Raw genomic sequence first — 25,108 nt, 5'->3', positions numbered from 1 at the left:
CGCTGCGCGCATCATGGCGTACTTTGCGGCGCGCGGGTGTCAACGTTTCTGCATCGCCGCGCGTCGCGATTCCCGCACTCGCGCTGGCGCTGATCGCCGGCGGCTGCCGTGGCGACGGCGATGAACCCGCGCGGCAGGGACCGGCCGCCGTCGTGCAGACCGAAGTCGTGCGCGGCACCGCCGTGCCGAACGTGGTGGAGCTGCCGGGTCGCATCGAAGCCGTGCGATCGGCGCAGGTGCGAGCGCGCGTGGACGGCATCGTCGAGCGCCAGGTCTACCGGGAAGGCACCGACGTCGCCGCCGGCGCCGTGCTGTTCCAGATCGACCCGCGCGACCTGCGTGCGCGACTGCAGCAGGCGCGCGCTTCGCTGGCGTCGGCGAAGGTGGCGCGCGCGCATGCGGCCACGATGTCGAACCGGCTGTCGATGCTCGTCGGCCGACGCGCCGTGAGCGTGCAGGAGAACGAAAGCGCCGAGGCCGCGTTGCGCCAGGCCGAAGCGGGGCTGCTCGAGGCGCAGGCCGCGGTGGAACGCGCCCAGCTGCAACTGGGTTACGCCACCGTGCGTGCGCCGATCGCGGGCCGCGCCGGGCGCGCGCAGGTCAGCGAAGGCGCGCTGGTCAGCGCCGGTGCGGCGACGCTGATGACGCAGGTGGACCAGCTCGATCCGGTGTTCGCGACGTTCAACCCGTCCAGCAGCGCGCTCGCCAGCCTGCTCGAACGCGTCGAAGGCGGCGACAGCGCCGCAAGCAAGCGCATGAGCGTGGCGCTGATCATGGAGAACGGCGAGCGTTTCCCGCACGAGGGCGTCGTCGACTTCACCGAGAAGGCCGTCGATCCGGTCACCGGCAGCCGCACCTTGCGCGCGCGGTTCGACAATCCGCAGCGCGTGCTGCTGCCCGGCCAGTTCATCCGCGGCATCGTCACCGCCGGCACGATTCCCGACGGCGTCAGCGTGCCCGAGCGCGCCGTCGCCATCGGCGCGGACGAAGCGAGCGTGATGACCGTCAACGACGAAGGCGTGGTCGCGCGCCAGCCGGTGACGCTGGCGGGGCAGGCGCAAGGGCGCTGGATCGTGGCCTCGGGGCTCAAGCCCGGCGAGCGCGTGGTCATCGACGGCTGGCACAAGGTGCAACCCGGCCAGCACGTCGCGGTGGCGCCGGCGGATGCGAAGGCCAAAGCAGCCGCTCCATGAGCAGCTTCTTCGTCTACCGGCCGGTGTTCGCGTGGGTGGTGGCGCTGTTCGCCATCCTGTTCGGCGGCCTGGCGCTGCGCGGGCTGGCGGTGGAGCAGTATCCCGACGTCGCGCCGCCGTCGCTCAACATCTCGGCGACCTTCATCGGCGCCGACGCGACGACGCTCGATCGCACCGTGACCTCGGTGATCGAACAGGAACTCAACGGCGTGGACGGCTTCCTGCACATGTCCTCGACCAGCCGCGCGAACGGCACCGCGTCGATCCGCCTGACGTTCCGCACCGGCACGGACCTGGACGTCGCGCGTTCGCAGGTGCAGGACCGCATCGCGCGCGTGGAGCCGCGCCTGCCGGAGGAAGTGCGGCAGATGGGCGTGCGCGTGACCGAATCGGCGACGGGCTTCCTCATGCTGATCGCGCTGCAATCCACGGGAGGCGTGCGCGACGCGCTGGAACTGGGCGACTTCGCCTCCACGCGCATCGCCGACGAGCTGCGGCGCCTCAACGGCGTGGGCGACGTGACGCTGTTTGGTTCCGGCTACGCGATGCGGATCTGGCTCGATCGCGAGAAGCTGGTGAGCTACGGGTTGTCCGCCGCCGAAGTGATGGCCGCGGTGCGCGAACAGAACTCGCAGACGGCCGGCGGCGGCATCGGCCTGCAGCCGCTCGCCGCCGGCACCGAGACCACCGCGCAGATCGTCATGCGCGGGCGCTTCACCACCGCCGAGCAGTTCCGGCAGGTGATCGTGCGCGCCACGCCGGACGCCGCCACCGTGCGCCTGGGCGACGTGGCGCGCGTGGAGCTGGGGAAGGACACCTACGCCTTCTCGCTCGCGCTCAACGGCACGCAGACGGCCGGGCTGGCGGTATCGCTCACCAGCGGCGCGAACGCGCTCGCCACCGCAACGGCGGTGCGCCACCGCATGGCGCAGCTGGAAACCACGTTCCCGCCCGACATCCAGTGGACCACGCCGTTCGACACCACGCCCTTCATCACCGAATCGGTGAACAGCGTGTTCGTCACGATGGTGCAGTCGATGGTGCTGGTGTCCATCGTCGTGCTGCTGTTCCTGCAGAGCTGGCGCACGATGTTCCTGCCGACGCTGGTCGTGCCGATCTCGCTGATCGGCGCGTGCGTGGGCCTGATGATGTTCGGCGTGTCGATCAACCTGCTGTCGCTGTTCGCGATGGTGGTGGCCATCGGCATCCTCAACGACGACGCGATCGTCATCGTCGAGAACGTCCAGCGCATCATGGTCGAGGACAACCTCGAAGCGAGGGAAGCCACCGCCAAGGCGATGGAGCAGCTGACCGGCGCGATCGTCGCGACCACGCTGGTGCTGCTGGCGGTGTTCATCCCGATGGGGTTTTTCCCGGGTTCCACCGGCGGCATCTACCGGCAGTTCGCGGTGACGTTGAGCGTGTCGCTGGTGGTGTCGACGATCCTCTCGCTGACGCTCGCGCCGGCGATCTGCGGCGCGATGCTCAGGCGTCCCGACGACGCACCCAAGCGCCGGCACCTCGGCCACCGGCTGTTCGACGCGGTGAACCACGGCCTGGAACGCAGCAGCGCCGCGTACGGGCGGGTGGTCGGGAAGATGCTGGCGCGCCCGGTGCCGTGGATCGCCGGCTTCGTGCTGGCGGTCGTCGCGACCGGCCTGCTGTACGCGCGATTGCCCGGCGGCTTCCTGCCGACGGAAGACCAGGGCTACCTGTTCGTCGCCTACAACGGCGCCCCGGGTTCGACGATGCAGCGCACGCAGCAGGCGATCGACCAGGCCGAGCGCGTGATGAAGGCGCAACCGGAAGTGCGCAACGTCGTGTCGGTCATCGGCTTCAGCTTCTTCGGGCAGGGACAGGGCGTGGGCATGTCCTTCGTCGACCTGCACCCGTGGGCCGAACGCGGCGGCGCGCAGCACAGGGCGATGGCGCTGGCGCAGCGGCTGAACGTGGCGATGGCGTCGATCCCGCAGGCGCAGGTGTTCGCGCTCAATCCGCCGCCCATCCAGGCGCTGGGCAACGCGTCGGGCTTCAGCATGGCGATCGAGGATCGCGGCGGCGCCGGCAGCCAGGCGGTGCAGGCCGGCGCGATGGCGATCGTGATGCAAGCAGCGGGCAATCCGCGCCTGGCGGGCGTGCGGCCGGAAAGCATGCCGCTCGCGCCGCAGCTGCAGGTGGAGATCGACCGCACGAAGGCGCGCTCGCTCGGCCTGCAGTTGTCGCAGGTGAACCAGGCGCTGGCGATCATGTTCGGCTCGGCGTATGTCAACGATTTCGTGCACCAGGGCAGCGTGTCGCGCGTGTTCCTGCAGGCGCAGGCCGACCAGCGCATGCGACCGGAAGACATCGCGAGCCTGCGGCTGGTCAACGCGCAGGGCGGCTCGGTGCCGGTGTCGGCCTTCACGCGTACGCGCTGGACGACGGGCGCGCAGCAGATCGATCGCTACAACGGTTTCCTGTCGGCGACGGTGTCGGGCCAGGCCGCGCCGGGCGTGTCCAGCGGCACCGCGCTGCGCGAGATGGAAGGCATCGCCGCTCGCGCGTTGCCCTCGGGCATGGGCTTCGAGTGGACCGGCACCGCGCGCGAGGAAAAGGAAGCCGGCAGCCAGGTCGCGATGCTGCTCGGGCTGTCGTTCCTGGTCGCCTTCCTGCTGCTTGCGGCGCTGTACGAGAGCTGGTCGACGCCGGTCGCGGTGATGCTCGTCGTGCCGCTGGGCGTGCTCGGCGCCGTGCTGTTCACGATGGTGCGCGGGATGTCGGCGGACGTGTACTTCAACGTCGGCCTGATCACGATCATTGGCCTGGCGGCGAAGAACGCGATCCTGATCGTGCAGTTCGCGCTGGACGAGGAAGCGCGCGGCGTCGACCTGCTCACGGCCGTGCAGCAGGCGGCGGCGCAGCGGTTGCGCCCGATCCTGATGACGAGCCTCACCTTCCTCGTCGGCATGCTGCCGCTGGTGTTCGCGACCGGCGCCGGCGCGGCGAGCCGGCAGGCGGTCGGCACCGGCGTGCTGGGCAGCATGTTCACCGCCACGGCGCTCGGCATCTTCTACACGCCGCTGTTCTACTTTCTGATCCGCCGGTGGCTGCAGCGGCGACGCGACGCGGCGGTGCCGAAGGCGGCACGCGACGCAGGAGTCGGCGCGGGTGGTTAGGCACGCGGCCATCGCGACGGCGTTGCTGCTCGCCGGCTGCAACCTCGCGCCGACGTACGAGCGGCCGCCGGCGACGATCGAATCGCGCTTTCCCGCGGCCGCGACCGCGGGCGTGCAACCAGCCGCCAATGCCGCGCAGCTGCACTGGTCCGCGTTCTTCGCCGATCCGGTGCTGCGCGAGTACGTCGGCCTCGCGCTGGAAAACAACCGCGATCTCGGCGCCGCCACCGCGCGCATCGCGCAGGCGCAGGCGCAGTTCCGCATCCAGCGCAGCCAGCAGTTCCCGGCGCTGGACGCCACGGCCGCCGGCCAGCGCCAGCGCGGTCCGGTGTCGCCCGTGGAAGGCGCGCCGCGCGTCACCGTGGACAGCGTCGCGGTGCAGGTCGCCGTGCCCGCATTCGAGCTGGATTTCTGGGGCCGCGTGGCGAACCTCAGCGAAGCCGCGCGCCGGCAGTACCTCGCGACGGTGGAAGCGCAGCGTGCGTTCCGCCTGTCGCTGATCTCCAACGTCGCCAGCACGTACTACGCGATCCGCTCGAGCGAGGAGGGCATCGTGCTCGCCGAAGCGTCGCTGCAAAGCCGCAACGAGACGCTCGAACTGGCGCGCATCCGCATGGAAGCCGGCGTCACCTCGTCCATCGATTACAACCAGGCCTACGCGCTGGTCGCGCAGGCGCAGACGCAGCTGGCGCAGCTGCATCGCAGTCGCGAGCTGGCCCAGCATCGGCTGCAGGTGCTGGTCGGCGTTCCGCTTCCCGACCCGTTGCCGCCCGGCCTGCGCGTCGAAGCGGCCATCCAGGCGCAGCCGCTCGCACCGGGCCTGCCGTCGGAACTGCTGGAGAACCGCCCCGATCTCCGCCTCGCCGAAGAGCGCCTTCGCGCCGCCAACGCGAACATCGGCGCGGCGCGTGCGCTGTACCTGCCGACCATCGCGCTCACCGGCGCCGGCGGTTACGCGTCGAGCGAGCTGTCGAACCTGGTGAGCGATCCCAATCGCGTCTGGTCGTTCGGCATCGGCGCGGTGCTGCCGATCTTCGACTGGGGGCGCCGCCGCGCCGCGGTGAACCTCGCGAAGGCCACGCGCGACGAGCTGGAACTGCAGTACCAGTCGGCGGCGCAGAACGCCTTCCGGGAAGTCGCCGACGGCCTGAGCGCCGAACAGCGCAACCGCGAGCAGATCCAGGCGCAGGAACTCACCGTCCGCATCCAGCGCGAGCTGGCCGACACCGCACAGGCGCGGTATGAAGTCGGCCTGACGCCGTACCTGGAAGTGCTCGACGCGCAACGCAACCTGTTCAGCGCCGAACAGGGCCTGCTGCAATTGCGCGCTTCCGCGCTGCAGGACCGCGTCAACCTGTACACCGCACTGGGCGGCGGCGACGACACGATCGACAGCGCCGCCTACGGCGAGCGCGTGACCGGACAGGCCGCAGGGCCCCGGCTCGGCGAATAGGCGCGACGACGGAAGACGGTCACTGCACCGCGAGCAGGCGCGCGACGCTTCCGCGTTCGGTTCGCACCGCTTTCGACATGCGCCAGCTCTGCTTGACGATGTGCCGCACCTGGTCCCACTCGACGCCGCCGGCGAAGCCGCTGGCGTACCAGCAGTACGCCAGTCGGTTCTCCACGTCGTCCCATTTCGCGGGCGGGTGCTTGCGCCCCTGGTGGCCGAGCGCTTCGAGGTAATAGCGCTGCATTGCAGTCAATCGAACGGTGTTCACGGGTCACCTCCGAGTCTGCCGGGCTCATCTTGCGCCGCGTCGTGTCGGAAACTCGTGTTTCCAGCGGTGGCATTGGCCGGCACGATTCCTGCCGGACGGGCGTGGCGCTGCCGACGTTTTTGACGCATTGCGCCATGCATCCGGACGGTGCCGCCCCGTAGGATGGAACCCGGAACAGGGGGAATCGAATGAGCGCTTTCATCCACCAGGCGGCCACGTGCGCCGCCGGAGCCGGCTGCGGGTTGTGCGCCGCGACGATCATCAGCTTCGCCTTCGGCATCGTCGATGCGGAAGAGGGACTGGCCGCCGTGAAACGCTGGCTGGCGTAAGTCGGCGGCGGGTCCTTCGCCCGCCTTCCGATGTACCCTCCGCCGTGACGTCGCGTTCGCTCACGCTCCATCACCGGAGATGGCCCATGTGGGAGTTGCTGAAGGCGGTGGGCATGGGGCTGGCGATGCTCCTGCCGCTCACCAACCCGGTTTCCACCGTCGCGGTGATGCTGGGCCTGTCGCGCGGCATGAGCGATCGCGAACGCAGGCGCCAGGCGACGCTCTGCTCGATCTACGTCTTCGTGATCATGGCAATCGCGTTCTACGCCGGCCAGGCGGTGATGGGCGTGTTCGGCATCACCATCTCCGGCCTGCGCATCGCAGGCGGGTTGATCGTGGGGTACATCGGTTTCCGCATGCTCTTCCCCGACGAGCGCGACGCGCCCGAAGTCGAGCACCGCAACGAGGAAATCCAGCTCCACCAGAAGCGCGACATTGCGTTCATCCCACTGGCGATGCCGACCACCGCCGGGCCGGGCACCATCGCGCTGCTCATCGGCACCGCGGCCACGATGTCGGACGAACGACCGTTCTCGCCGTGGGTGATGCAGGTGGCCCCGGTGCTGGTATTCGTGCTGGTCAGCGTGATCCTGCTGCTGTGCCTGCGCAGCGCGAGCACGATCATCCGCCTGCTGGGCCAGAGCGGCGTGGAAGCCCTGTCGCGGCTGATGGGTTTCCTGCTCGCCTGCATGGGCGTGCAGTTCGTCATCAACGGCGTGCTCGACATCATCCGCGACTATCCGCTGGTGAACTGATCCGCGCCGCGCCGCGCGCGATTGCGCCAGCGCGGCCCCACGTGCATGAATGCGAGACCGCGCCGCTCAGCGTTGTGAGCGCTGCGCGAGGGTGCCGCTGTTCACGATCTTGATACGGGCATTTTCGTCCCGGCAGGACGATACTCGCGCGGTGCGTTTCCACCGTCCGGAGGGAACATGGTCGCGCATCGTCTTCGCATCGCCCTGGCTGCGCTGCTCCTCGCCGGCGCCCCTTCGATCGCAACCGCCGCCACGCGCGTGGTGACCAACTGCAACGATGCAGGCGCCGGCAGCCTGCGCAACGCGATTGCCGTCGCGCAGAGCGGCGACAACATCGACCTGCTGCGTCTGACGTGCACGCGCATCGCCCTGACGACGGGCGAGCTGGTGGTTCCGCAGGCCTCGCTCACGCTGCTCGGCCGCGGTCGCGACGAGATCCTGCTCGACGCGAACACCCGCGGTCGCGCGATCCGGCACACCGGCACGGGCACGCTGCGCGTGTATCGCATGACCGTCGCCAACGGCCGCTACGCGTCCGCGTTCGCCGACGGCGGCTGCATCACGTCCGCCGGCGCGGTGGAACTCATCAGCTCGCGCATCCACCATTGCCAGGCGATCGCCACCGACGGCCTGGAGCCGTGGGGCATCGGCGGCGCCGTGCACGCGGTCGACGTGCTGCTGGCGCACACCTCGGCGTACGCGAACCTCGCCGACGGCGGCACCGGCGGCGCGGTGCACGGGTGGGGGCACGTCAACCTGTATTACAGCCAGGTCACGGGCAACTCCGCCTACGAGGCGGGCGGCGTGCAGGGCCACTCGGTGGCCGTCACCTATTCGTCGATCCGCAACAACCTCGCCACGCGCGGCGGCGGCCTGAGGGTGCTGGGCCGCGATGCGGTGCCGATGAGCCTGCTGGTGAACAAGAGCACCATCGCGCAGAACCGCGCCACCACGTCCGGCGGTGGCATCGAGGTCGGCGGCGTCACCTACGGCGTGCTGATCGTCGACAGCACGCTTGCCGACAACATCGCCGACAGCACGCCCGGCGCGTGGTTGCCCGCCGGTGCCCGCATCCACAACAGCACCATCGCCGGCAACGAGGAATGGCAGACGTGGCAGTGCGGCGGCGCGCTCCAGCCCGGAGGCGATCTCGAACTGGTGAGCACGATCGTCGCGGAGAACTACTGCGCCGGCGGCCCGGCCGTCGACATCGGGCAGATCTACTACCAGGGCGCGATCACCGGGTCGAACAACCTCGTCAACCGCTCGCTGGCGCCCTTGCCGCCGGACACGATCATGAGCGACCGCGTGCTGCTGGGCCCGTTGCGCGACAACGGCGGCCCGACACTGACGCGCGCGCCGGAGTACGGCAGCGCGGCGCTCGACCAGGGCAGCAACCCGATGAACCTGCAGTACGACCAGCGCGGCGCGGGGTATCCGCGCACACGCGGTTTGCCCGATATCGGCGCTGTCGAACGGGAGCTGCCCAACGACTGACGCGCCGCACGGCGCATGCCGATGGCATGCACAGGAGTCCGCCATGTCCCGCGATGCATCCACTTCGATCCTGGCCTGCGCCGCGCTGTTCGTCGGCGCGATGCTCCCCACCGGCGCGCACGCAGCGACGCGTATCGTCGCCAACTGCAACGACGCCGGCGCCGGCAGCCTGCGCAACGCAGTCGCCGGCGCGCTGAGCGGCGACACCATCGACCTGCGCGGCCTGGCGTGCACGCGCATCGCGCTCACCAGTGGGGAAATCGCGATCGCGCAGGGCACGCTCACCGTGATCGCCCGTGGCCGCGACGCGATGACGCTCGACGGACGGCAGACGTTCCGCATCTTCCGGCACACCGGCACCGGCACCCTGCGCCTGCAGGACCTCACCGTCGCGTGGGGCCGGCATCGCCCGGCGCAGGACGAATTCCCCAGCCGCGGCGGGTGCATCGCATCGGACGGCCATGTCGAACTGCATCTTGCGCGCGTGCACCACTGCCGCAACGAGGCCGGCGGCTGGCTCGATTCGCCACCCGGCGCCGGCGGCGCGATCAGCGCGCTGGGCGACGTCACGCTGACGCACAGTACCGTGTTCCAGAGCATGGCCACGTCGAACACCACCGGCGGCGGCATCGACGCCGAAGGCCGCGTGACGCTGCTGTACAGCCATGTCTTCGACAATTACGCCTTCTACGGCGGCGGCGTGCGCGCGGGGAAGGGCGCGAGCGTGACGTACTCGACCATCCGCGACAACGACGCCGCGCGCGAAGGCGGCGGGCTTTTCCTCCAGTCCGGCGACCTGCTGGTCAACAAGTCGACCATTTCCGGCAACCGCCTGCACCAGGAAGCGCCGCGTGCGTCGTTTCCGGCCGGAGGCGGCCTCTACGCCGAAGGGCCCGGCACGCGCACCATCGCCGACAGCACGCTCTCGGGGAACCAAGCCGTGTACGGCGCCGCGTTCCACATGGAGGGCGACGTGCGCGTCAACAACAGCACCATCGCGTTCAACGTGGCGATCTGGGGCGACGACCCGCCGACGCCGCCGTGCGAGGAGCGCGGCGCGATCTGGGCGGACGCGTTGACGCTGCGAAGCACGATCGTGGCGAACACCACCTGCCCGAACGGCGTGGGCCACGACGTGGGACGCGACGCGCCGGCCATCGCCGGCTTCGCGAACCTCATCACGCGTGCGGACGTGGCGGTGCCCGGCGACACGATCACCGCCGATCCGCGACTGGGCGCGTTGACCACGAACGGTGGGCCGACGCGCACGCACATGCTGCCCGGCGACAGCCCGGCCATCGGTCGCGGCAGCAACTTCTACCAGCGCGCCTACGACCAGCGCGGGCCGGGATTCCCGCGCGTGAAGGGCGCCTTCCCGGACATCGGGGCCGTCGAACGCTGAGGCGCCGGCGCGCCCCTGCCGTTGGCGCACAGGTCGAACGACACGGGACGGCCTTCGTGCGGGTTGCTACGTTTCGCGCTCCGCACGCAAGGAGTAGCCGATGTCGATGATGAGCCTGATGCTTGCCGCCGGCGCCGCGGCCGCGGGCACGACGCCCACCGCGATCGCCCCCGAGGTCCGCACCGCGATCGAGGCGACCTGCCTGGACTACGTGGACGGCCAGCTCGAAGGCGACGCGAAGCGCGTTGCCCGGTCGCTGCATCCGGACCTCGCCAAGCGCGCGGTGATCGGCGACACCCCGGACGAGCGCCTCGGACTTCGCCGCATGACGCGCGACGAACTGGTCGAGCTGACCCGGCAGGGCGCGCTGAAGACGCCGAAGGACCAGTGGGATCGGTCGTGCAAGGTGCTCGACGTCGCCGGCAACGCCGCGTCGGTCCGCGCGGAGACCCCGTGGTTCGTCGACTTCTTCCACATGGGCAGATTCGGCGACCGCTGGGTGATCGTGAACGCGCTGTGGTACCCCAAGCCGAAGTAGGGCGTCGCGACGCCGCTACGTGGGCGGCGCGTCGGCTTCGACGACCTCGCCGCCGCGTCCGGTGGACGGATCGACGCCGTGCACCGTGCACGCCGCACTGTTGTGCATGCGCGAGGCGGTGTCGATGCGAACGCCCAGTGCCTCGGCCTGGCGTTGCGGGTCCAGCGGCGCGGGCTGGCTGCGCGCGCGCCGCCGGTCGGTCAGGCGGTGCCAGCGTGCGACGACGAAGACCGCGAGCCACACGACCAGCAGCGCCACCACTTCCAGGAACGGCGCGGTATCGCGCCACATGCGTCCCGGCGACCACGGCGGCGCAATCTCCGCGCCGACCAGGCGCAGGAGCCAGTACGCGGCCATCCACACCATGTCGCGGATCGCGTAGAGGAGCAGCGCCCACGCGAGCAGCGTCGCCACCGTGTCGCGGGCGATGACCCACCAGGGCAGTCGGCTGTCGTCGATGAGCGGCGGCCAGTTCATGTGCGGAACCCCCGGTCGGGACTCGTCCACACGCCACGTCGTCCGCGCCGGAAGATCGCGCGCGGCAGGCCGACGACGGCGGTGGTCGCCTGCAGCAACCAGAACACCAGCGGATACCACACCACCCAGAACAGCGTGCGCATGATGCCGTGCTCGTACCGGCGGTCCAGGCTCGCCGCCACCACCGCCTGCAGCAGGTAGTGCACGGCCAGCAACATGCCGGCCTGTCCCGGGAAGAACCCGAATCCGCGCAGTTCGAACAGATGCCCGAACTGAAAGCCGCCGACCCACCAGGCGATCAGCATCACCAGCATCGCGTACGCCCAGGCGATCGAGACGGCCCAGTTCAACCACACCGGCCACATACGGAAGCCGGGCGCGCGGAACAGCGAGGGGAACGCGCGCAGCGCCACGTCGCTGCCGCCTTCGCTCCAGCGCAGGCGTTGTCGCCACAGCCCGCGCAGCGTTTCCGGCGTGAGGATCCACGCCAGCGCCTTGGGCTCGAAGGCCATGCGCCACCCGCACATCTGCAACCGCCAGCTGATGTCCACGTCGTCGGTGATGGTGCGCGGCGACCACCAGCCCGCGTCGTGCAGCGCACCCTTGCGATACGCGCAGACCGAACCCGACGCGGTGAACAGCGAGCCGTACACGCTCTGCGCGCGCTTGATCAGGCCGACGATGCTGGAGAATTCGCCGACCTGCAGGCGTCCGATCACGCTGGTGCGGTTGCGGATACGCGGATTGCCGGTGATGCCGCCGATGCGCGGATCGTTCTGGAATCGCCTTACGAACCAGGTGATGGCGTGCGGATCGAGCAGCGTGTCGCCGTCGATGGCGAGCAGTTCGTGCCGCGCCGCGAGAGCGCCGTAGTTCAGGGCGACCGACTTGCCCCCGTTGCGCGCCATGCGCACCACGCGCAGCCGCGGATACCGCGTCGCGAGCGTGGCCAGGCGCCGCGCGGTGTCGTCGCTGGAGCCGTCGTCGATCGCGACGATCTCGAAGTCGGGGTACGCCACGCGATCCAGCGCGGCGATGGTCTCGTCCACCTGGTGCGATTCGTTGTAGCAGGGGACCAGCACCGACACCGGCGGGTATTCGGCGAGGGCCGGCGGGCGGTCGAACGGCGGTTCGCGCCGCTCGCGCAACACCTGGAACAGCACGCCGCCGATGATCCAGTACCACGACATCACGTACGGATAGCCGAAGCACAGCGCCGCGAGCGCGAGTTCGAAGCCGGAGACGTTCATGGCGCGACGTCCCGCACGGGCGGCAGGCGATGCGCGGACAGCGTCGGCGCGATCGCCTGCGCGTTCTGCGGCGGGGCGAGCGCGTCGTCGGTGCCCCATGCGATGACGGTGCCGCCGTCGATCTGGAAGTCCCGCGCCGCCGTGGTCAACGTGCGTGCCGACATCGCGGACGATCCCGGCGCGCTGAAGAACAGGCCGATCCGCCGCGACGGTGCCGGCGCGGCAGCCTCCGCATCACGAGGTTCATCAAGCGTGCGCGGGACGAGTGTCACCTCCGCCAGCGCCGATGGCCGGTCAAGCGGATGGCCAGCAGGCGCGAGCCAGTACGCCTCCAGCCCGGGGCGCATGCGCGCCGCGACGAGGAACGCCTGCAGCGCGGTGGCGTCGTCATCCGGCCAGCCGACGGCGCGCTCCGATTCGCGACGACGCGCGACCTGCCACGGCGCGTCGTCCGCACCGGCGATCGCGTCGCCAAACGAATCCGCGTCTTCGAGCAGCAGTCCTTCGAACGGCACGTGGACGGCAAGTTCACGGTACAGCGCGAGCGTGCGATCGCGATCGCCGGTCGCACGCAGCACCGCCTCGTGCGGCAGGCGCAGGACGATCCCGACGCCGGTGCGCGCGCGGATCTGCGCGGCGAATCGCCCCAGCACCTCCGCGCGCATCGGCAGCTGCGCGTTCGGGAACCAGGTCGCTTCCAACCGCCCGTCGGGCGACACGACGCCCGCGTCGAGCATCACGTGCGTCACGCCGAGCGCGACGACGCGTTCGATCGCACGGCCCAGTCGCGCGTCGGTCTGCGCGGCGTTCGCGCCGACGAGTTGCGCCGTGTCGAACGCGGCGATGCGTCGCGCCGACGGCCACGGATCGCGCAGCAGCAGGTTCGACACCCACGTCTGCAGGTCGGGATCGCCGGTCGGCAGGAAACGCGCGATCGCAAGCGGTCGCGTCGCATCGGCGGGACCGGGCTCCAGCGTCATCGCGTACGCGAAGCCGACGTCGCGCGCCATCGCCAGCGCGTCCTCGTTGCTGCGGCCGTACGGCCAGACGATCGCGCGCGGCGCCCGCCCCAGCTCGGCCTGCATGCGCTCGCGTGAACGCGCCAGGTCGGCGCGGATGCGCGCGCGGAACGCCGCGTCGCTCTCGTGGCGGTCCTCGAAGCGGATGCGGTTCTGTCCGGCGGGCAACAGGTTGCCCTGTGGGTTGGCGCGCACCACCGTGTGCAGCGCCTGGCTGTGCGATGCGAACTCGACCCGGCCCGACGCCTGCATCTCGCGCGCCTGCGCCCAGCTCACGAACGCCGCGCGGGGCAGGGTGCGCTCGCCGTAATGCACGCTACCGTCCGCCGGCACGTCCATCCAGTCGCCGACCAGCGCCGCGACGATCGGGACGCGATAGGCCAGCGCCAATGGATACACGCGCGTGTAGAGGCTCGCCCGGCCATCGTCGACGGTGATGAGCACGGCCTTGCGCGGCAGCGGCGCGACACCGAGCCGCGCGCGCTCGATGTCGTCGAGCGAGACCGCCGTCCAGCCGTTGCCGATCAGCCATTCCAGCAGCACGACGAGCCGGTCGCTGGTGATGGCGTCCTCGTCGAGCTGCGCGGGCGTGTCGACCACGTCGTGGATCGCGATCGCCATGAAGGCCGTCCCGCCGTCCGGGGGTGCGGCGCGCAGCGGCGCACCCATCGCCAGCGCGACGGCGAGGAGCACGGTGCAGACCTGCAGGCCGATGCGCTTCATCTCAGAACCTCTGGTCCAGGCGCACGTAAACGCTCACGGTGCGCTCCATGTCGCCGTCGTAGGCCTGCGGCGCCACAGCCGATGGCGAAGGTCCGCCGTCAGGGAGACCGACCGGTCGCGTTCGGGATTGAAGTAGGGCGCGTCGCGCAGCGAGTTTCGCGAGGCGTACAGCGCGGGTCGCAGCACCAGTTCGACATTGGGCCGGGCGACCACCGTGCGTGCGAAATCGAGCACGCCTTCCCAGCGGCGATTGCCGTCGGTGAAATCCAGCGTCGTTGCCGACAGCGAAGCGACGGACGACGCGCTCCACGCATGCGTCGCGCTGACCGATGCCGCATCGGCGCGAATCCCTGCCTGCACCGCGCGCAGTGGCGTCGCGGACGAGAACGCCTGCGCGCCGATTTCGAGCGTCCAGCGATCGTCCGGCTGCCACTGCACGCTCGCGTCCGCGCCGCCGTGCGCGAGCAGTCCGTGGTTCGACCAGGCGACGAGTTCGAGCGTCACGTCGGGCCATCGCCCTTCGACGCCGGCGCCGTAGCGGTTGCGGACCAGACGCTCGTCGTCGGGTTCGTCGACCTCACGTTCGGCGGCGGCGAACACTCGCCAGCGCTCGCCCAACGGTGGCGTGTATGCGCGCAATGCGCCGGACATCCCGCTGCCGGGCGCGGTGAGGCCGCCACCTTCGGCCTTGCGCGGTTGCAGCGAGAGCACCAGCTGCGCACCGCGATACGCATCGAGGTCGGCCTGCAGATGCCGCAGCCTGTCGTTGCCCGGATCGATCGCGGCGAGCTGGCGTGCGCGGCGTTCCGCCTCGCGCCAGTGGCGCCGTTCGAACTCGGCCTCGGCCAGTGCGGTCGCAATGGGGACTTCATCCGGCGCGAGCGAATGCGCGATGCGGATCTCGTCGTGCGCAAGGCGCGGCCAACCGCGCTCACCGGCCACCTCGCCGTGTTCCAGCCGCAGGTACGGCGCGGCAGGCGCCTGCGATGCGAGCGGATGCAGCACCTGCCACGAACCAGCCGGCATGTCGCCGTAACGGCGCGATTGCGACCGCAGGATCTGCGCGTCGAGCCAGTCGGGGTTCGGCAGCGGTCGCGCGGTGACGCCGACCTGGCGCGATCGCGGCGATTGCGCCACCAGCGTGTCGGCCGTCGCGAATGCCGCGCCGAATTCCTCCGCCTCGACCTGCGCGTAGAACAGCCCCACGCGCGCATCGCGGTTGCGTGGATCGGACGCGAGCGCCTCCTGGTAGCCGGCGATGGCGTCTTCCGGTCGGCGCATCGCCAGCAACGCGTCGGCCTGCGCCTGCCGCACGTACGAGGGCAGCGGGCCTTCCTGCGCCAGCGTGTCGGCGGTCGCCAGCGCATCGGCCCAGCGCTCGCGATCGCGCAATGCGATCACGAGATCGCCGAGCAGGCGCCGTTCGAGCCCGATATCGCGAGCGGGGAGGGCGCGCGCCTCGACAAGCAGTGCGCCCAGCTGGCCGATCGCTTCGTCGGTTGTTTTGAAGCGCGCGGCCGGATCCGTCGCGACCTGCGATCCCCAGCGCACGCGTTCGCCCGCGAGTCGTGCACGCACGCCGATGTCCACCTCGGGCGCGAGCACGCGCGCGGCCGCCTGCGGTGCGCCGAGTTCCATCAGCACGTCGGCGAGGGCGCGACGCGCATCGCGGTCGCCGGGTCGTTCCTGCGATGCGAGCGAGAACTCGCGCAGCGCGCCGAAACGATCGCCCGCCTGGAGGAGCGCGCGTCCATGCTGCATGCGCGTATCGAACGAACGCGCGGTGCCGGTTTCGCCCGCAGCCGGAAGCGCGGTCGGGCTCATGACCGCCAGCAGCAACGACAACGCCAGTCGAACTGCAGCGCTCATGACCGGGACCAGCCGCGGTTCCGTCGTCCAGAAGCACCTTTCGCCGTTACGCACGCGTGAATTCGCGCACGATCAGTCGTGATTGATCGCGGATCCGGCCCGTTGTAATGCCGCAGGGTGCGCGCGACTGGCTACTGGCGCGCCAGGTACATGCGCATCTTCGACTCCATGTCCTCCACCGCCTCGCCGCTGACGTCCACCATCGCTTTCTTTACCTCGCCGGTGAAGGCGAACGGCGCGGCATAGTCCTCCATGACGGGCGCGCCGGTGTCGGCGCCCAGCGCGACACCGGCGGCCAGCCCCAGTTGCAACGGGATGGTCACCGGCAGATCGCCGCTGCCGATCTTCTTTCCGTCGACGAACAGCGCGATCTTGGCCGGAACGCCTTTTCCCTTCGCGATGTCGGGCTTGCCCGTGGGGGTGAACTCGAAGCTGAAAATGTGCTGGCCCTCGGGAATGGCTTCGTCGGACTGCACCTTGAAGCGTTTGTCGGCCACGTAGTTGTAGCCGTAGGTGAGCTTGCCGTCCTGCACGTAGAACGAGAAACCGCCGTCATTGCCGCCCATGCAGAACAGCACGCCTTCCGCGCCACCCGGCGGCACCTGCGCGTGCACCGACACCGAATGCGGGACGTTGATCAGCCTCGGCGCCGCGTTGCCCGGCACCACCTGCGTGCCGGGGTAGTAGACGTATTTCTTGCGGCCCACCGCGATCTGCGGGCGCTCCACGCCGAAGCGCAGCGTGCCGCGGCTGTCGATCGGCAGCACGTTGTACTTGCCGGCTTCGGCGTACCACATGCCGATCATCGCGATGAGGCGGTCGCGCTCGCGTTCGGCGAGATTGTGCGTCTCGGCGAAATCCTCGTTGAGGTTGTAGAGCTCCCAGCCCTTCGCATCGAGCTGGATCAGCATGTCGTAATCGATCGGGTCACCGAAGACGCGACCGGACTCCGCGAACGAGGTGCCCGGCCACGGACAGACCGCACGCCAGCCATCGTGGTAGAGCGAGCGGTGGCCGAACATCTCGAAGTACTGCGTGACGTGCAGCGCCGGCGCCTTGGCGTCGTCGAAGGAGGACTTCAGGCTGAAGCCCTGCAACGGCGCCTGCGTGACGCCGCGGATGTGCGTGGGCGGTTCGATGCCAAGGCAGTCGAGCACCGTGGGCACCATGTCGATGGCATGGCAGTACTGCGTGCGGATCTCACCCTTGGCCTTGATGCCCTTGGGCCAGCAGACGATGAACGGATCGGCGGTGCCGCCGCGATAGGTCTCGCGCTTCCAGCGGCGGAACGGCGTGTTGCCGGCGTGCGTCCAGCCCCACGGGTAATGGTTGAAGTATTTCGGGCCGCCGATGTCGTCGATCGCCGCGAGGTTCTGCTGCAGGTCGTCGGGCACGTTGTTGAAGAACTTGCCTTCGTTCACCGAACCGTTCGGCCCGCCTTCGGCGCTGGCGCCGTTGTCGGAGATCAGCATGATCAGCGTGTTGTCGTATTCGCCGATCTCCTTGAGGAACGCGATCAACTCGCCGATGTAATGATCGGTGTGTTCCAGGAAACCGGCGAAGACTTCCATCATCCGCGCGTAAAGGCGACGTTCGTCGGCGGGGAGCGTGCCCCAGTCCTGCACGTCGGGGTCGTGGCGCGACAGCTCGGTGTTCGCCGGAATGATGCCCAGCGCCTTCTGACGTTCGAACACCTTCCTGCGATACGCGTCCCAGCCCTCGTCGAACTGGCCCTTGTAGCGATCGGCCCATTCCTTCGGCACGTGGTGCGGCGCGTGCATCGCGCCGGTGCAGAAATACATGAAGAACGGCTTGTCCGGCGCGACCTGCTTGGCATCGGCGATCATCGCCTTGGCGCGCGCGACGAGGTCCGGCGTCAGGTGGTAGCCCTGTTCGGGCGTGGTTTCCGGTTCGACCTGGTGGTTGTCGCTGACCAGTTCCGGGTAGTACTGGTGCGTGTCGCCGCCGAGGAATCCGTAATAGCGCTCGAATCCGCGCCCCAGTGGCCAGCGGTCGTACGGTCCCGCGGCGGACGTCGCCTCGGCCGGCGTGAGGTGCCATTTGCCGAGCGCGTAGGTGTTGTAGCCGTTCTGCAGCAGGATCTCCGGCAGCATACCGTTTTCGAACGGGATGTAGCCGTTGCTGCCGGGATAGCCCATCGAGCCTTCGGTGATGCACGCCATTCCGTTGGAATGGTGGTTGCGCCCGGTGATCATGCATGAGCGCGATGGCGAACACAGCGCCGTGGTGTGCATGTTGTTGTAGAGCAGACCGTCGGCGGCCAGCGCGTCAAGATGCGGCGTGCGGATCGGACTTCCATAACATCCAAGTTGCCCGTAACCCGTGTCGTCCAGCACGATGAAAAGCACGTTCGGTGCGCCGTCGCGCGCGCGATTGGGCGAGGGCCACGCGGGCTGGGAGACATCGAAGGTCCGGCCGATCACACCGGAGAACGCCTGGCCTGGCTTGTATTCCTTGAGCGCCACGGAACACCTCCTTCAGAAGAAGACGTGCACGATGATTCGGCTCTGTCGGCGGCAGGTCCGTCGCCGCGAAATGCCGTCGATACTGGCACCGCAATCGTAAAGTCGGAGTGAGGCGGGCTGTTCAGCGCATGCGTGGTCTCGACGATGTCCGCCGCCAGCCTGAGCGTGAGCGCCGCCAGCAGTCATCGCGCACACCAGATCCACACCGTGCGGATCGGCACATTCGTGCAGGATCTCCCGCGTGTGCTCCACGTATCGTCCTCCTTCCGACGGAACCGCGATGCGCGGCTCAGGTCCGCTTCACGGCCGGGGGCTGCCAACTGCCGCCGGTGATGCCTTCCTTGCCCCAGTACGCGCGGATGTAGAGCGAGAAGTTGCCATCAGGCGCGGGGAGCCAGTTCTGCTTCTTGTCGTCGCCCGGCGACTTCGCGCCGACGTACAAGGTCAGCGACCCATCGTCGTTGCGCTTGAGGTTCTTGTTCTTGGTGCCGAGCGAATACCGGTTGAGCTCGTTGGGATGGAACAGGTGCCGGTCGTTGTACAGCGTCAGCGACCAGAATCCGTTCACCGGTGGCTCCTGGCCGGCAGGGAAGGTCACGCTATAGCTGGACGCGCCGCTCAACTGCTTTCCTTCGCCGTCGACGTCGGTGTAGAAGTACTGCGTTTCGGTCGGACGGTTGTCGAACATGTTCGACTTCGACGTGCCGGCGCGATTGAAGTAATCCAGCCCCGTCTGCGCGTTGCTGACCGAGCGGTTCCAGTTGTTCCCGGCCGCCTTGCCGTTGTGCTTCCACTGGAAGAACGGCTTGATGATCGTCTCTTCCGACTCCTGGGCAATCTTCACCAGCTGCTGCTTGATCGCCGGATCCTTGTCCGCCGCGGCCATCAATGCGCGGAACTGGGCGTACATCGCTTCCTCGCCCGGTAGCGGCGGCACGATCTGCAGCACGGCGCCGAACTGGTCCTTGTCGAAGAACTTGTCCGGGATCACCCACTTCGTCTCGCCATCGGACTTGGGGCCGGGCTTGGGAATGTTCGGAGCGGTCGCCCAGTCGATCGTCTTCATCTTGCCGTCGAACTGCGAGAGCGGATACGCCACGACCTGGTTGATCAGCGGCTGGATCGCCTTGCGGTCCTCGTCGGTATCGTCCAGGAAGACGCGCGGGATCGCATTGGCGAGTTCCGTCGTACTGCGCGCGACACCCGCTATGCCGGCAGGCACATCGCCTTTCCAGTTCGGGCCCGCAAGCAGATAGAACCCCGACTTGCTGCCGTACGGCTTGCCGATCTCGCCGAACTGGTTCGTGCGCGCGTCGTAGAGCGCGTACACCCAGAACCGATCGCCGAAATCCGGAACCTGGATGACCACGGGTTCCTCGTCGAGTGAGAAGAAGCCGAGGCCATATACCACGTCCTGGTTCGGACAGGTCACGAAGGTTTCGGCCGGGTCGATGTAGTTGTGCAGCATGCCGATCTGGCCGCGCGGCGCGGCGGGCAATACGCCGTCGAGCAGGCCCGGATGCGGTGCCTGTGTGATCGCCGCGCGGCGGTTGACCATGTTCACCATCGGCCAGCCCCACACATACGCCATCTGTGCGATCGCGCGGATGTAGCCTTCGTGGAGAACGGCATCCGGGTCCGGCTGGGTGAGTTTGGCTTCAGTCGGCGGTCTGGTGCTGGTCATGGGCGCGGCTTCCTTCGTGGCAGGGGCGGCAGTGGTTGCCGTGGGTTCGGGCGCTTGCTGGCTGCAGGCGGCGAGTGCAATCAAAAGCGTGCTGAAGACGACTCGTTTCATGGTCGTGTCCTGTCTGTCGTCGCGGGCTTTCACCTTGGGCGGTGATGCGCTGCTCCTGGATTTGCGTAACGTGGACTCGTGTATGGGGAAGGCAAACGTCGCGTGTTACGTCCACCCCTGATTTGTGCAGTCGACGACGCGGCGCGCGAGCGTGCAGCTCGGGAACTCGCCGAACAGCGCGTGATACTCGTGTGCGACACGACCGGCATCGCTCAGCCGGAGCGTGCAGCAGATCTCGCCCACGGTGCGCAGCAGCGGGTCGGCCATCAGCAACGCGGTTCGCAATTGATGCAGTCGGCGCAGTCGCAGATAGCGGCTTGGCGTCATGCCGAAGACGTCGTCGAACATCGTCCGCAACGTGCGCGGGCTGACGCCCGCCGCCGCGTAAACGTCGGTTAGGTCTGTCGGCGCGTATTCGTTGTGTTCGATGCACACGAGCACGCGTACCAGCGCGGCTTCACGCGATAGCCGTGGCCGCCCGCCTCGTTGACGAGGGTCGATCAGTGGATGTTGCGAAGCACGCATCCGGCCACCTGTTCAGTGTCATGCATCCAATGGCGTGTTCACGTCGCGGGCGCCGCTCCTTCACGGCCGCGTGACTATGCGCGCATGCATCCTTCATCCGCTACGTAAAGCTGGCAATAAAGACGCTCCCATCCGCGTGCCCTGGAGGCGCTCCATGGCGGGTCTGGTGTGCCGGGAATTCGACGAGTTCGCCGATGCGTTGCGCGGCGTGGATGGCCGTTACCTGCTGACGGCCCGCGCGACGCACGCGTGGAAGCTGCAGGTCGTGGATCTGGGCGACACCTCGCTGATGTGGGGGCAGGATGGCGCGGCCAACGTGTTCCACGCGGCGTGCCTGCCGAACGTGTATTCGCTCTTCCTCCCGCTCGTGCCGGGTGATGGCGTGATGGTCAACGGCTCGCTCATTAACGAGCAATGCGCCGCATGGCTTGCGCCCGGTGCGGAGTTCCACATGCGCGCACGCAGCGCGCAGCAGTGGCTTGCGGTGACGACAGAAGCGGGCGATGTGCTTGCGCTTGCCGAGGGGCAGGGCAGTGCGCTGCCGACGCATACGCACGTCGGCCGCGCTTCGCCGTATGCGATCGCGCGTCTGATCGGCTTGTCGTTCCGCATACTCGCGGCCGACAGGGACGCAGGCGGAATCGTGGAGACGGACAAAGAAGCGTTAAGGGCCCGCTTGGTCGCCGCGAGTGTTGAAGTCGCCCGCTCACTGGACGACGGATCGCATGGGCCGCGTGGCCGACCGGCGTTGCCGCGCGGGGCGATCATCGGGCGCGCACTGCGCGTGATCGATGCGCAACTGGATCAGATCATCCGCTTGAGCGATCTGTGCGAGGCGACGGGCGTCAGCGTGCGCACGCTGAACTCCGTGTTCCACGACCATCTGGAGGTGAGTCCGCACCAGTACATCATGATGCGGCGCCTGCATTGCGTACACGCGGCGATCCGTAGCGCCTCGCCCGACGACACGGTGTCGGATATCTGCAGCCGCTTCGGTATCTGGGATTTCGGGCGTTTCGCGCGCACCTATCGCTCGCGCTTCGGTGTTGCGCCGTCGCGCATGCTGGCCCGTATCCAGCGCGGGGGCGATGTCACCCGTCGCGTCAGGCACGGCGCCGGATGATGCATCGGCCCGGAGTTATTTCCTTTTTTACGTAGCGCGACCGGACGTTTGGACGCACCGTAGCGCGTGTTGAAACCATCGGCGCGCACCGGGTCCGCGTGTCGCGGATCCATCGCGAACATCCGCGCCATCCAGGAAGGGGACGCCACGCATGACCCCGAACATCGTTCCGCCCATCGCGCATGCGACAGTCTATTCGCTCGGCGCGGCCGAAGTGTTCACGCTCTTCTTCATCATGCTCGGCCCGATCAAAGTGATTGGGCCGTTCTTTGTCGCGACGCGCGGCATGGGATCGGGCGCGGCCCGCTCGCTGGCGTTGCGAGTGGCGATGATCAGCGCCGTCAGCATCGTGCTGGGCGCGTGGCTGGGCGTCGCGTTGATGACCAAGTGGCGCATCAGCGTGCCGGTGATGCAGATTGCCGCCGGCGTGGTGTTCCTGCTGGCGGCGCTCGCGGCGCTGTCCATGCAGTATCGCGCGCCGCAGCCCGCGGCCTCCGAACCTGCCGGCGCGATGCACCTCGCGTTCCCGGTCACGGTGACGCCGTACGGCATCGCGGCGGTGATCCTGCTGTGCGCGTCGAGCCACGACGCCGCCCGCATGATCCTCGTCATGGGGCTCGCACTCGCGGTCATCGTGCTCGACCTGTTGGCGATGCTGGGCGCTAGCTGGTTCATGCGTCATGTCGGCGCGGTGCCCTTGCAGATCCTGGGCGTGGTGCTCGGCGTGCTGCAGGTGGCACTAGCGATCACGATCCTGATCAGCGGCTTGCAGAAGATCGAACCGCCGCACGGCAGCGCCGGAGCGCCTGCGGCGCAGACTGTGCCCATCCCATCCCGCTAGCCGCGTCCGCGATCCGGAGATCACGCATGGGCTTGTCTTCGTCGTCTTTCCCGTACCTGCCGTTGTGGCTGTTCGGGGTGCTCTTCCTCGCGGCGCTGATCGTGGCGCGCGAGATCGGCAAATTCATCCGCGACCGCATCCCGCGCGGTGACGATGCGAAGGACGATACCTTCGCGATGACCTCGGTGCTCGGGCTGCTCGCGCTCCTGATCGGTTTCACCTTCTCCATCGCTCTGTCGCGTTACGACGCGCGGCGCGAGCTCGTCGTCAACGAGGCCAATGCGATCGGCACCACGTGGTTGCGGGCGGACCTGATGGAGGCAGCGGACCGCGACCGCATGCGCGACGTGTTGCGTCGCTACGTCGACGCCCGCATCGCGTTCGGCAATGCGCGTTCGGCCGACGAGGAAGTAGCGAACTACCAGCAGACGGAGGCGCTGCAGTCGGAGCTGTGGTCGACGATGCTCGCCGGCATCGCTTCGTTCCGCGACACCGAGCGCGCATCGCTGATCGTGAGCACCACGAACGATGCCATCGACGTGGCCGCGACGCGCTTCACGGCGCGCCAGTCGCACATCCCGCCGCGCATCCTGCGGATGCTGGGGATGTTCGCGCTGCTGGCCGCGGGCATGGTCGGCTTCGAACGCGGTGAACAGCGGCGCGCGACCACCATCCTGTTCGTGCTGCTCACGCTCGCCGTTACGCTTGTGATCGATCTGGATCGGCCCTCGACGGGAATGACCAACGTGTCGCAGGAACCGATGCTCCATCTGCGCGCGTCGATGGCGCCTGCATCACCGGCGATAGTCGCGCCGACGAATCCGACGAGCGATTGAAACGAGGGGAGGGCACATATCCGGTTCCAAACGACAACTAAACGAAGCGGACACAACGGTCACCGGTCACACATCACGCTGCAAAAATGGGCCATTCTCGCCGCACGCCTCGTCTTCACAATCCATCTACGTGTTCAGACGCAGGCTGAGGCCGGTCATGGCTCCAGCACAGGCCGCGATATTTCCGAGTCCAGACGAAGGAGGATTGGAATGTTTCTGACCAAGCAAAACCTGGCAGTGGCGCGTACGCTCGGCGTGGCGATCGTCGCCACCGTCGCCCTTGGTGGCTGCGCCACCTATAAAGAAGAGTTCGCGACCATCAACTCGCGACTCGACAACCTTGACGCGAAGGTGCAGAGCGCCGCACAGAGCGCCGAATCCGCCAATCAGTCCGCCCAGCAGGCGAACTCGCGGTTGGATGCGATCGAGGGCCGCGTTCAGCAGCTCGAGGCGGCGCCGCGCCGCGTGCCGCGCGGTTAATCGCTCCGGCGCAGTTGTCAGGTAGGGTTTGAACCCGGGACCCGGTGGCCTTGACTGGCCACCGGTCTCTTATCTTTTCCAGAATTCGTTCGAAGGTACTGTCTTATCAACACCAGCATGCACCCTGCGATCCGCGCCGCCGCGCTGGCACTCGCGCTAGCGAGCGTTGGCGTGGCGCGCGCGGAAGAAGCGCCCGCGCAACCCGTCTCCGCGGTCGACCAGCTTCCGCCTGGCCAGGAAGTGTCCGACACGGTGACCGAGCTCGCGGGCTGGGTCGTCGCGTCCCGCGATAGCGAGGGCTATCCGTTCGCGATCATCGACAAGGCGGCAGCGCAGATCCTCGTGTTCGGTGGCGACGGTCGCCTGCGCGGCGCGGCGCCAGGCCTCTTCGGCTCGGCCATCGGCGATCACTCGGCGCCGGGCGTCGCCGGGCTCGCACTGCGCGAAATCCCGGGCCGCGATCGCACCACGCCCGCAGGTCGCTTCGTAGGCGGTTACGGCCCCTCGACCGACGCCGGGCGCGTGCTGTGGGTGGACTACGACTCCTCGGTTTCCATGCATCCCACTGCCACCGGTGTTCCCGCCGAAAGGCGCCCGGAACGCCTTGCATCGCCGACGCCGGACGACAACCGCGTCACGCACGGCTGCATCAACGTCACGCCCGAGTTCTACGAGCAGATCATCCGACCGACCTTCGAAGGCGGCGGCGTGTTCTACATCCTGCCGGACACGGCGTCGCTGGCCGACACCTTCCCGGAATTCGTGCAAAGCCGCGCCACGGCGCAGCGTGAAGGCGGACGACGCGGGCGCTCGGCGCAGCGTTGACGCTGGGTATTGTTTGTCGCCACGGGCGTAGAGGGGAGTGCGGGTGAATGCCCGCATCGATTACGCGTATAGACGGGCAGGGACCGTAGTAGTCCCTGAAGCGTCTTGGCTCGGTGGGAGCCGTGGCAACGTGCAACGCCGCACTGGCCCATTCTTCATTTTGCATATTGCATAGCGGCCCGAGCGGTTCAGGGGCAGGGCGGACGGATGTTAATGTCCGCTTTCGCACCGAAGCGGACGTTCGCCGCCGCAAATCTGAGGTCACGGAG

At 68.5% G+C, this 25,108-nt stretch carries 21 protein-coding genes; 13 read left to right on the top strand and 8 right to left on the bottom strand.

The genetic code is table 11. The features are described from left to right. The first annotated feature begins 23 nt into the window (after positions 1–23). The 3 genes from LA521A_RS09620 to LA521A_RS09610 are packed head-to-tail and all read left to right on the top strand — an operon-like array spanning position 24 to position 5,801. On the top strand, positions 24–1,193 hold the full coding sequence (locus tag LA521A_RS09620) for an efflux RND transporter periplasmic adaptor subunit (RefSeq protein ID WP_281778694.1): 1,170 nt from the start codon (positions 24–26) through the stop codon (positions 1,191–1,193). After that, complete coding sequence (locus tag LA521A_RS09615) at positions 1,190–4,348, top strand: multidrug efflux RND transporter permease subunit (RefSeq protein ID WP_281778693.1); 3,159 nt, start codon at positions 1,190–1,192, stop codon at positions 4,346–4,348. Before LA521A_RS09620 ends, LA521A_RS09615 begins: the two co-directional genes overlap by 4 nt. Next, positions 4,341–5,801, top strand: a complete 1,461-nt coding sequence (locus LA521A_RS09610) for an efflux transporter outer membrane subunit (protein ID WP_281778692.1) — start codon at positions 4,341–4,343, stop codon at positions 5,799–5,801. Before LA521A_RS09615 ends, LA521A_RS09610 begins: the two co-directional genes overlap by 8 nt. 19 nt (positions 5,802–5,820) lie before the next feature. Here LA521A_RS09610 and LA521A_RS09605 read toward each other — a convergent pair whose 3' ends face one another. Then, positions 5,821–6,069: a hypothetical protein gene (locus LA521A_RS09605; RefSeq protein ID WP_281778691.1), complete on the bottom strand. Its 249-nt coding sequence runs from the start codon at positions 6,067–6,069 to the stop codon at positions 5,821–5,823. Positions 6,070–6,257: 188 nt separating this feature from the next. On the opposite strand from LA521A_RS09605, the gene LA521A_RS09600 reads away from it, so the two are divergent. The 5 genes from LA521A_RS09600 to LA521A_RS09580 all read left to right on the top strand — a co-directional run bounded on the left by LA521A_RS09600 (position 6,258) and on the right by LA521A_RS09580 (position 10,590). Further along, on the top strand, positions 6,258–6,398 hold the full coding sequence (locus LA521A_RS09600) for a hypothetical protein (protein ID WP_281778690.1): 141 nt from the start codon (positions 6,258–6,260) through the stop codon (positions 6,396–6,398). 86 nt (positions 6,399–6,484) lie between these two features. After that, positions 6,485–7,153 carry a MarC family NAAT transporter gene (locus LA521A_RS09595; RefSeq protein ID WP_281778689.1) on the top strand — a complete coding sequence of 223 codons (669 nt, stop codon included), beginning with the start codon at positions 6,485–6,487 and terminating at the stop codon, positions 7,151–7,153. Positions 7,154–7,330: 177 nt separating this feature from the next. Next, positions 7,331–8,650 carry a choice-of-anchor Q domain-containing protein gene (locus LA521A_RS09590; protein WP_281778688.1) on the top strand — a complete coding sequence of 440 codons (1,320 nt, stop codon included), beginning with the start codon at positions 7,331–7,333 and terminating at the stop codon, positions 8,648–8,650. A gap of 43 nt (positions 8,651–8,693) precedes the next feature. Continuing rightward, positions 8,694–10,052: a right-handed parallel beta-helix repeat-containing protein gene (locus LA521A_RS09585; RefSeq protein WP_281778687.1), complete on the top strand. Its 1,359-nt coding sequence runs from the start codon at positions 8,694–8,696 to the stop codon at positions 10,050–10,052. A 100-nt stretch (positions 10,053–10,152) separates the two neighbouring features. Next, positions 10,153–10,590: a nuclear transport factor 2 family protein gene (locus LA521A_RS09580; protein WP_281778686.1), complete on the top strand. Its 438-nt coding sequence runs from the start codon at positions 10,153–10,155 to the stop codon at positions 10,588–10,590. A 15-nt stretch (positions 10,591–10,605) separates the two neighbouring features. Here the strand turns inward: LA521A_RS09580 and LA521A_RS09575 are convergent, their stop codons facing one another. The 7 genes from LA521A_RS09575 to LA521A_RS09545 form a co-directional block, all read right to left on the bottom strand. Next, positions 10,606–11,067 carry a hypothetical protein gene (locus tag LA521A_RS09575; RefSeq protein WP_281778685.1) on the bottom strand — a complete coding sequence of 154 codons (462 nt, stop codon included), beginning with the start codon at positions 11,065–11,067 and terminating at the stop codon, positions 10,606–10,608. Then, entirely contained in the window at positions 11,064–12,317 is a 1,254-nt protein-coding gene (pgaC, locus tag LA521A_RS09570; protein WP_281778684.1) for a poly-beta-1,6-N-acetyl-D-glucosamine synthase, read from the bottom strand. Before pgaC ends, LA521A_RS09575 begins: the two co-directional genes overlap by 4 nt. Beyond that, on the bottom strand, positions 12,314–14,059 hold the full coding sequence (gene pgaB / locus LA521A_RS09565) for a poly-beta-1,6-N-acetyl-D-glucosamine N-deacetylase PgaB (RefSeq protein ID WP_281778683.1): 1,746 nt from the start codon (positions 14,057–14,059) through the stop codon (positions 12,314–12,316). Before pgaB ends, pgaC begins: the two co-directional genes overlap by 4 nt. Before the next feature lie 33 nt (positions 14,060–14,092). Continuing rightward, a complete protein-coding gene (gene pgaA, locus LA521A_RS09560; protein WP_281778682.1) occupies positions 14,093–15,928 on the bottom strand; it encodes a poly-beta-1,6 N-acetyl-D-glucosamine export porin PgaA in 1,836 nt (611 codons plus the stop codon). Between the two features lie 131 nt (positions 15,929–16,059). Continuing rightward, on the bottom strand, positions 16,060–18,414 hold the full coding sequence (locus LA521A_RS09555) for an arylsulfatase (protein ID WP_281778681.1): 2,355 nt from the start codon (positions 18,412–18,414) through the stop codon (positions 16,060–16,062). Between the two features lie 289 nt (positions 18,415–18,703). Continuing rightward, positions 18,704–20,098, bottom strand: a complete 1,395-nt coding sequence (locus LA521A_RS09550; RefSeq protein ID WP_281778680.1) for a DUF1254 domain-containing protein — start codon at positions 20,096–20,098, stop codon at positions 18,704–18,706. Between the two features lie 216 nt (positions 20,099–20,314). Beyond that, entirely contained in the window at positions 20,315–20,557 is a 243-nt protein-coding gene (locus tag LA521A_RS09545) for a helix-turn-helix domain-containing protein (RefSeq protein WP_281778679.1), read from the bottom strand. 331 nt (positions 20,558–20,888) lie between these two features. Between LA521A_RS09545 and LA521A_RS09540 the strand changes: the two genes are divergently transcribed. From LA521A_RS09540 to LA521A_RS09520, 5 genes are all read left to right on the top strand, one after another. Beyond that, positions 20,889–21,857 carry a helix-turn-helix transcriptional regulator gene (locus LA521A_RS09540; protein WP_281778678.1) on the top strand — a complete coding sequence of 323 codons (969 nt, stop codon included), beginning with the start codon at positions 20,889–20,891 and terminating at the stop codon, positions 21,855–21,857. 151 nt (positions 21,858–22,008) lie between these two features. After that, a complete protein-coding gene (locus LA521A_RS09535; protein WP_281778677.1) occupies positions 22,009–22,698 on the top strand; it encodes a MarC family protein in 690 nt (229 codons plus the stop codon). A 26-nt stretch (positions 22,699–22,724) separates the two neighbouring features. Beyond that, positions 22,725–23,534 carry a bestrophin-like domain gene (locus LA521A_RS09530; protein WP_281778676.1) on the top strand — a complete coding sequence of 270 codons (810 nt, stop codon included), beginning with the start codon at positions 22,725–22,727 and terminating at the stop codon, positions 23,532–23,534. Between the two features lie 210 nt (positions 23,535–23,744). Then, positions 23,745–24,014: a hypothetical protein gene (locus LA521A_RS09525; protein ID WP_281778675.1), complete on the top strand. Its 270-nt coding sequence runs from the start codon at positions 23,745–23,747 to the stop codon at positions 24,012–24,014. Positions 24,015–24,131: 117 nt separating this feature from the next. After that, a complete protein-coding gene (locus tag LA521A_RS09520; RefSeq protein ID WP_281778674.1) occupies positions 24,132–24,839 on the top strand; it encodes a hypothetical protein in 708 nt (235 codons plus the stop codon). Positions 24,840–25,108 lie beyond the last annotated feature (269 nt).

Origin of the sequence: Lysobacter auxotrophicus (genome assembly GCF_027924565.1) — a bacterium.
Lineage (GTDB): Bacteria > Pseudomonadota > Gammaproteobacteria > Xanthomonadales > Xanthomonadaceae > Lysobacter_J > Lysobacter_J auxotrophicus.
This window is presented reverse-complemented; position numbering and strand designations above follow the sequence as displayed.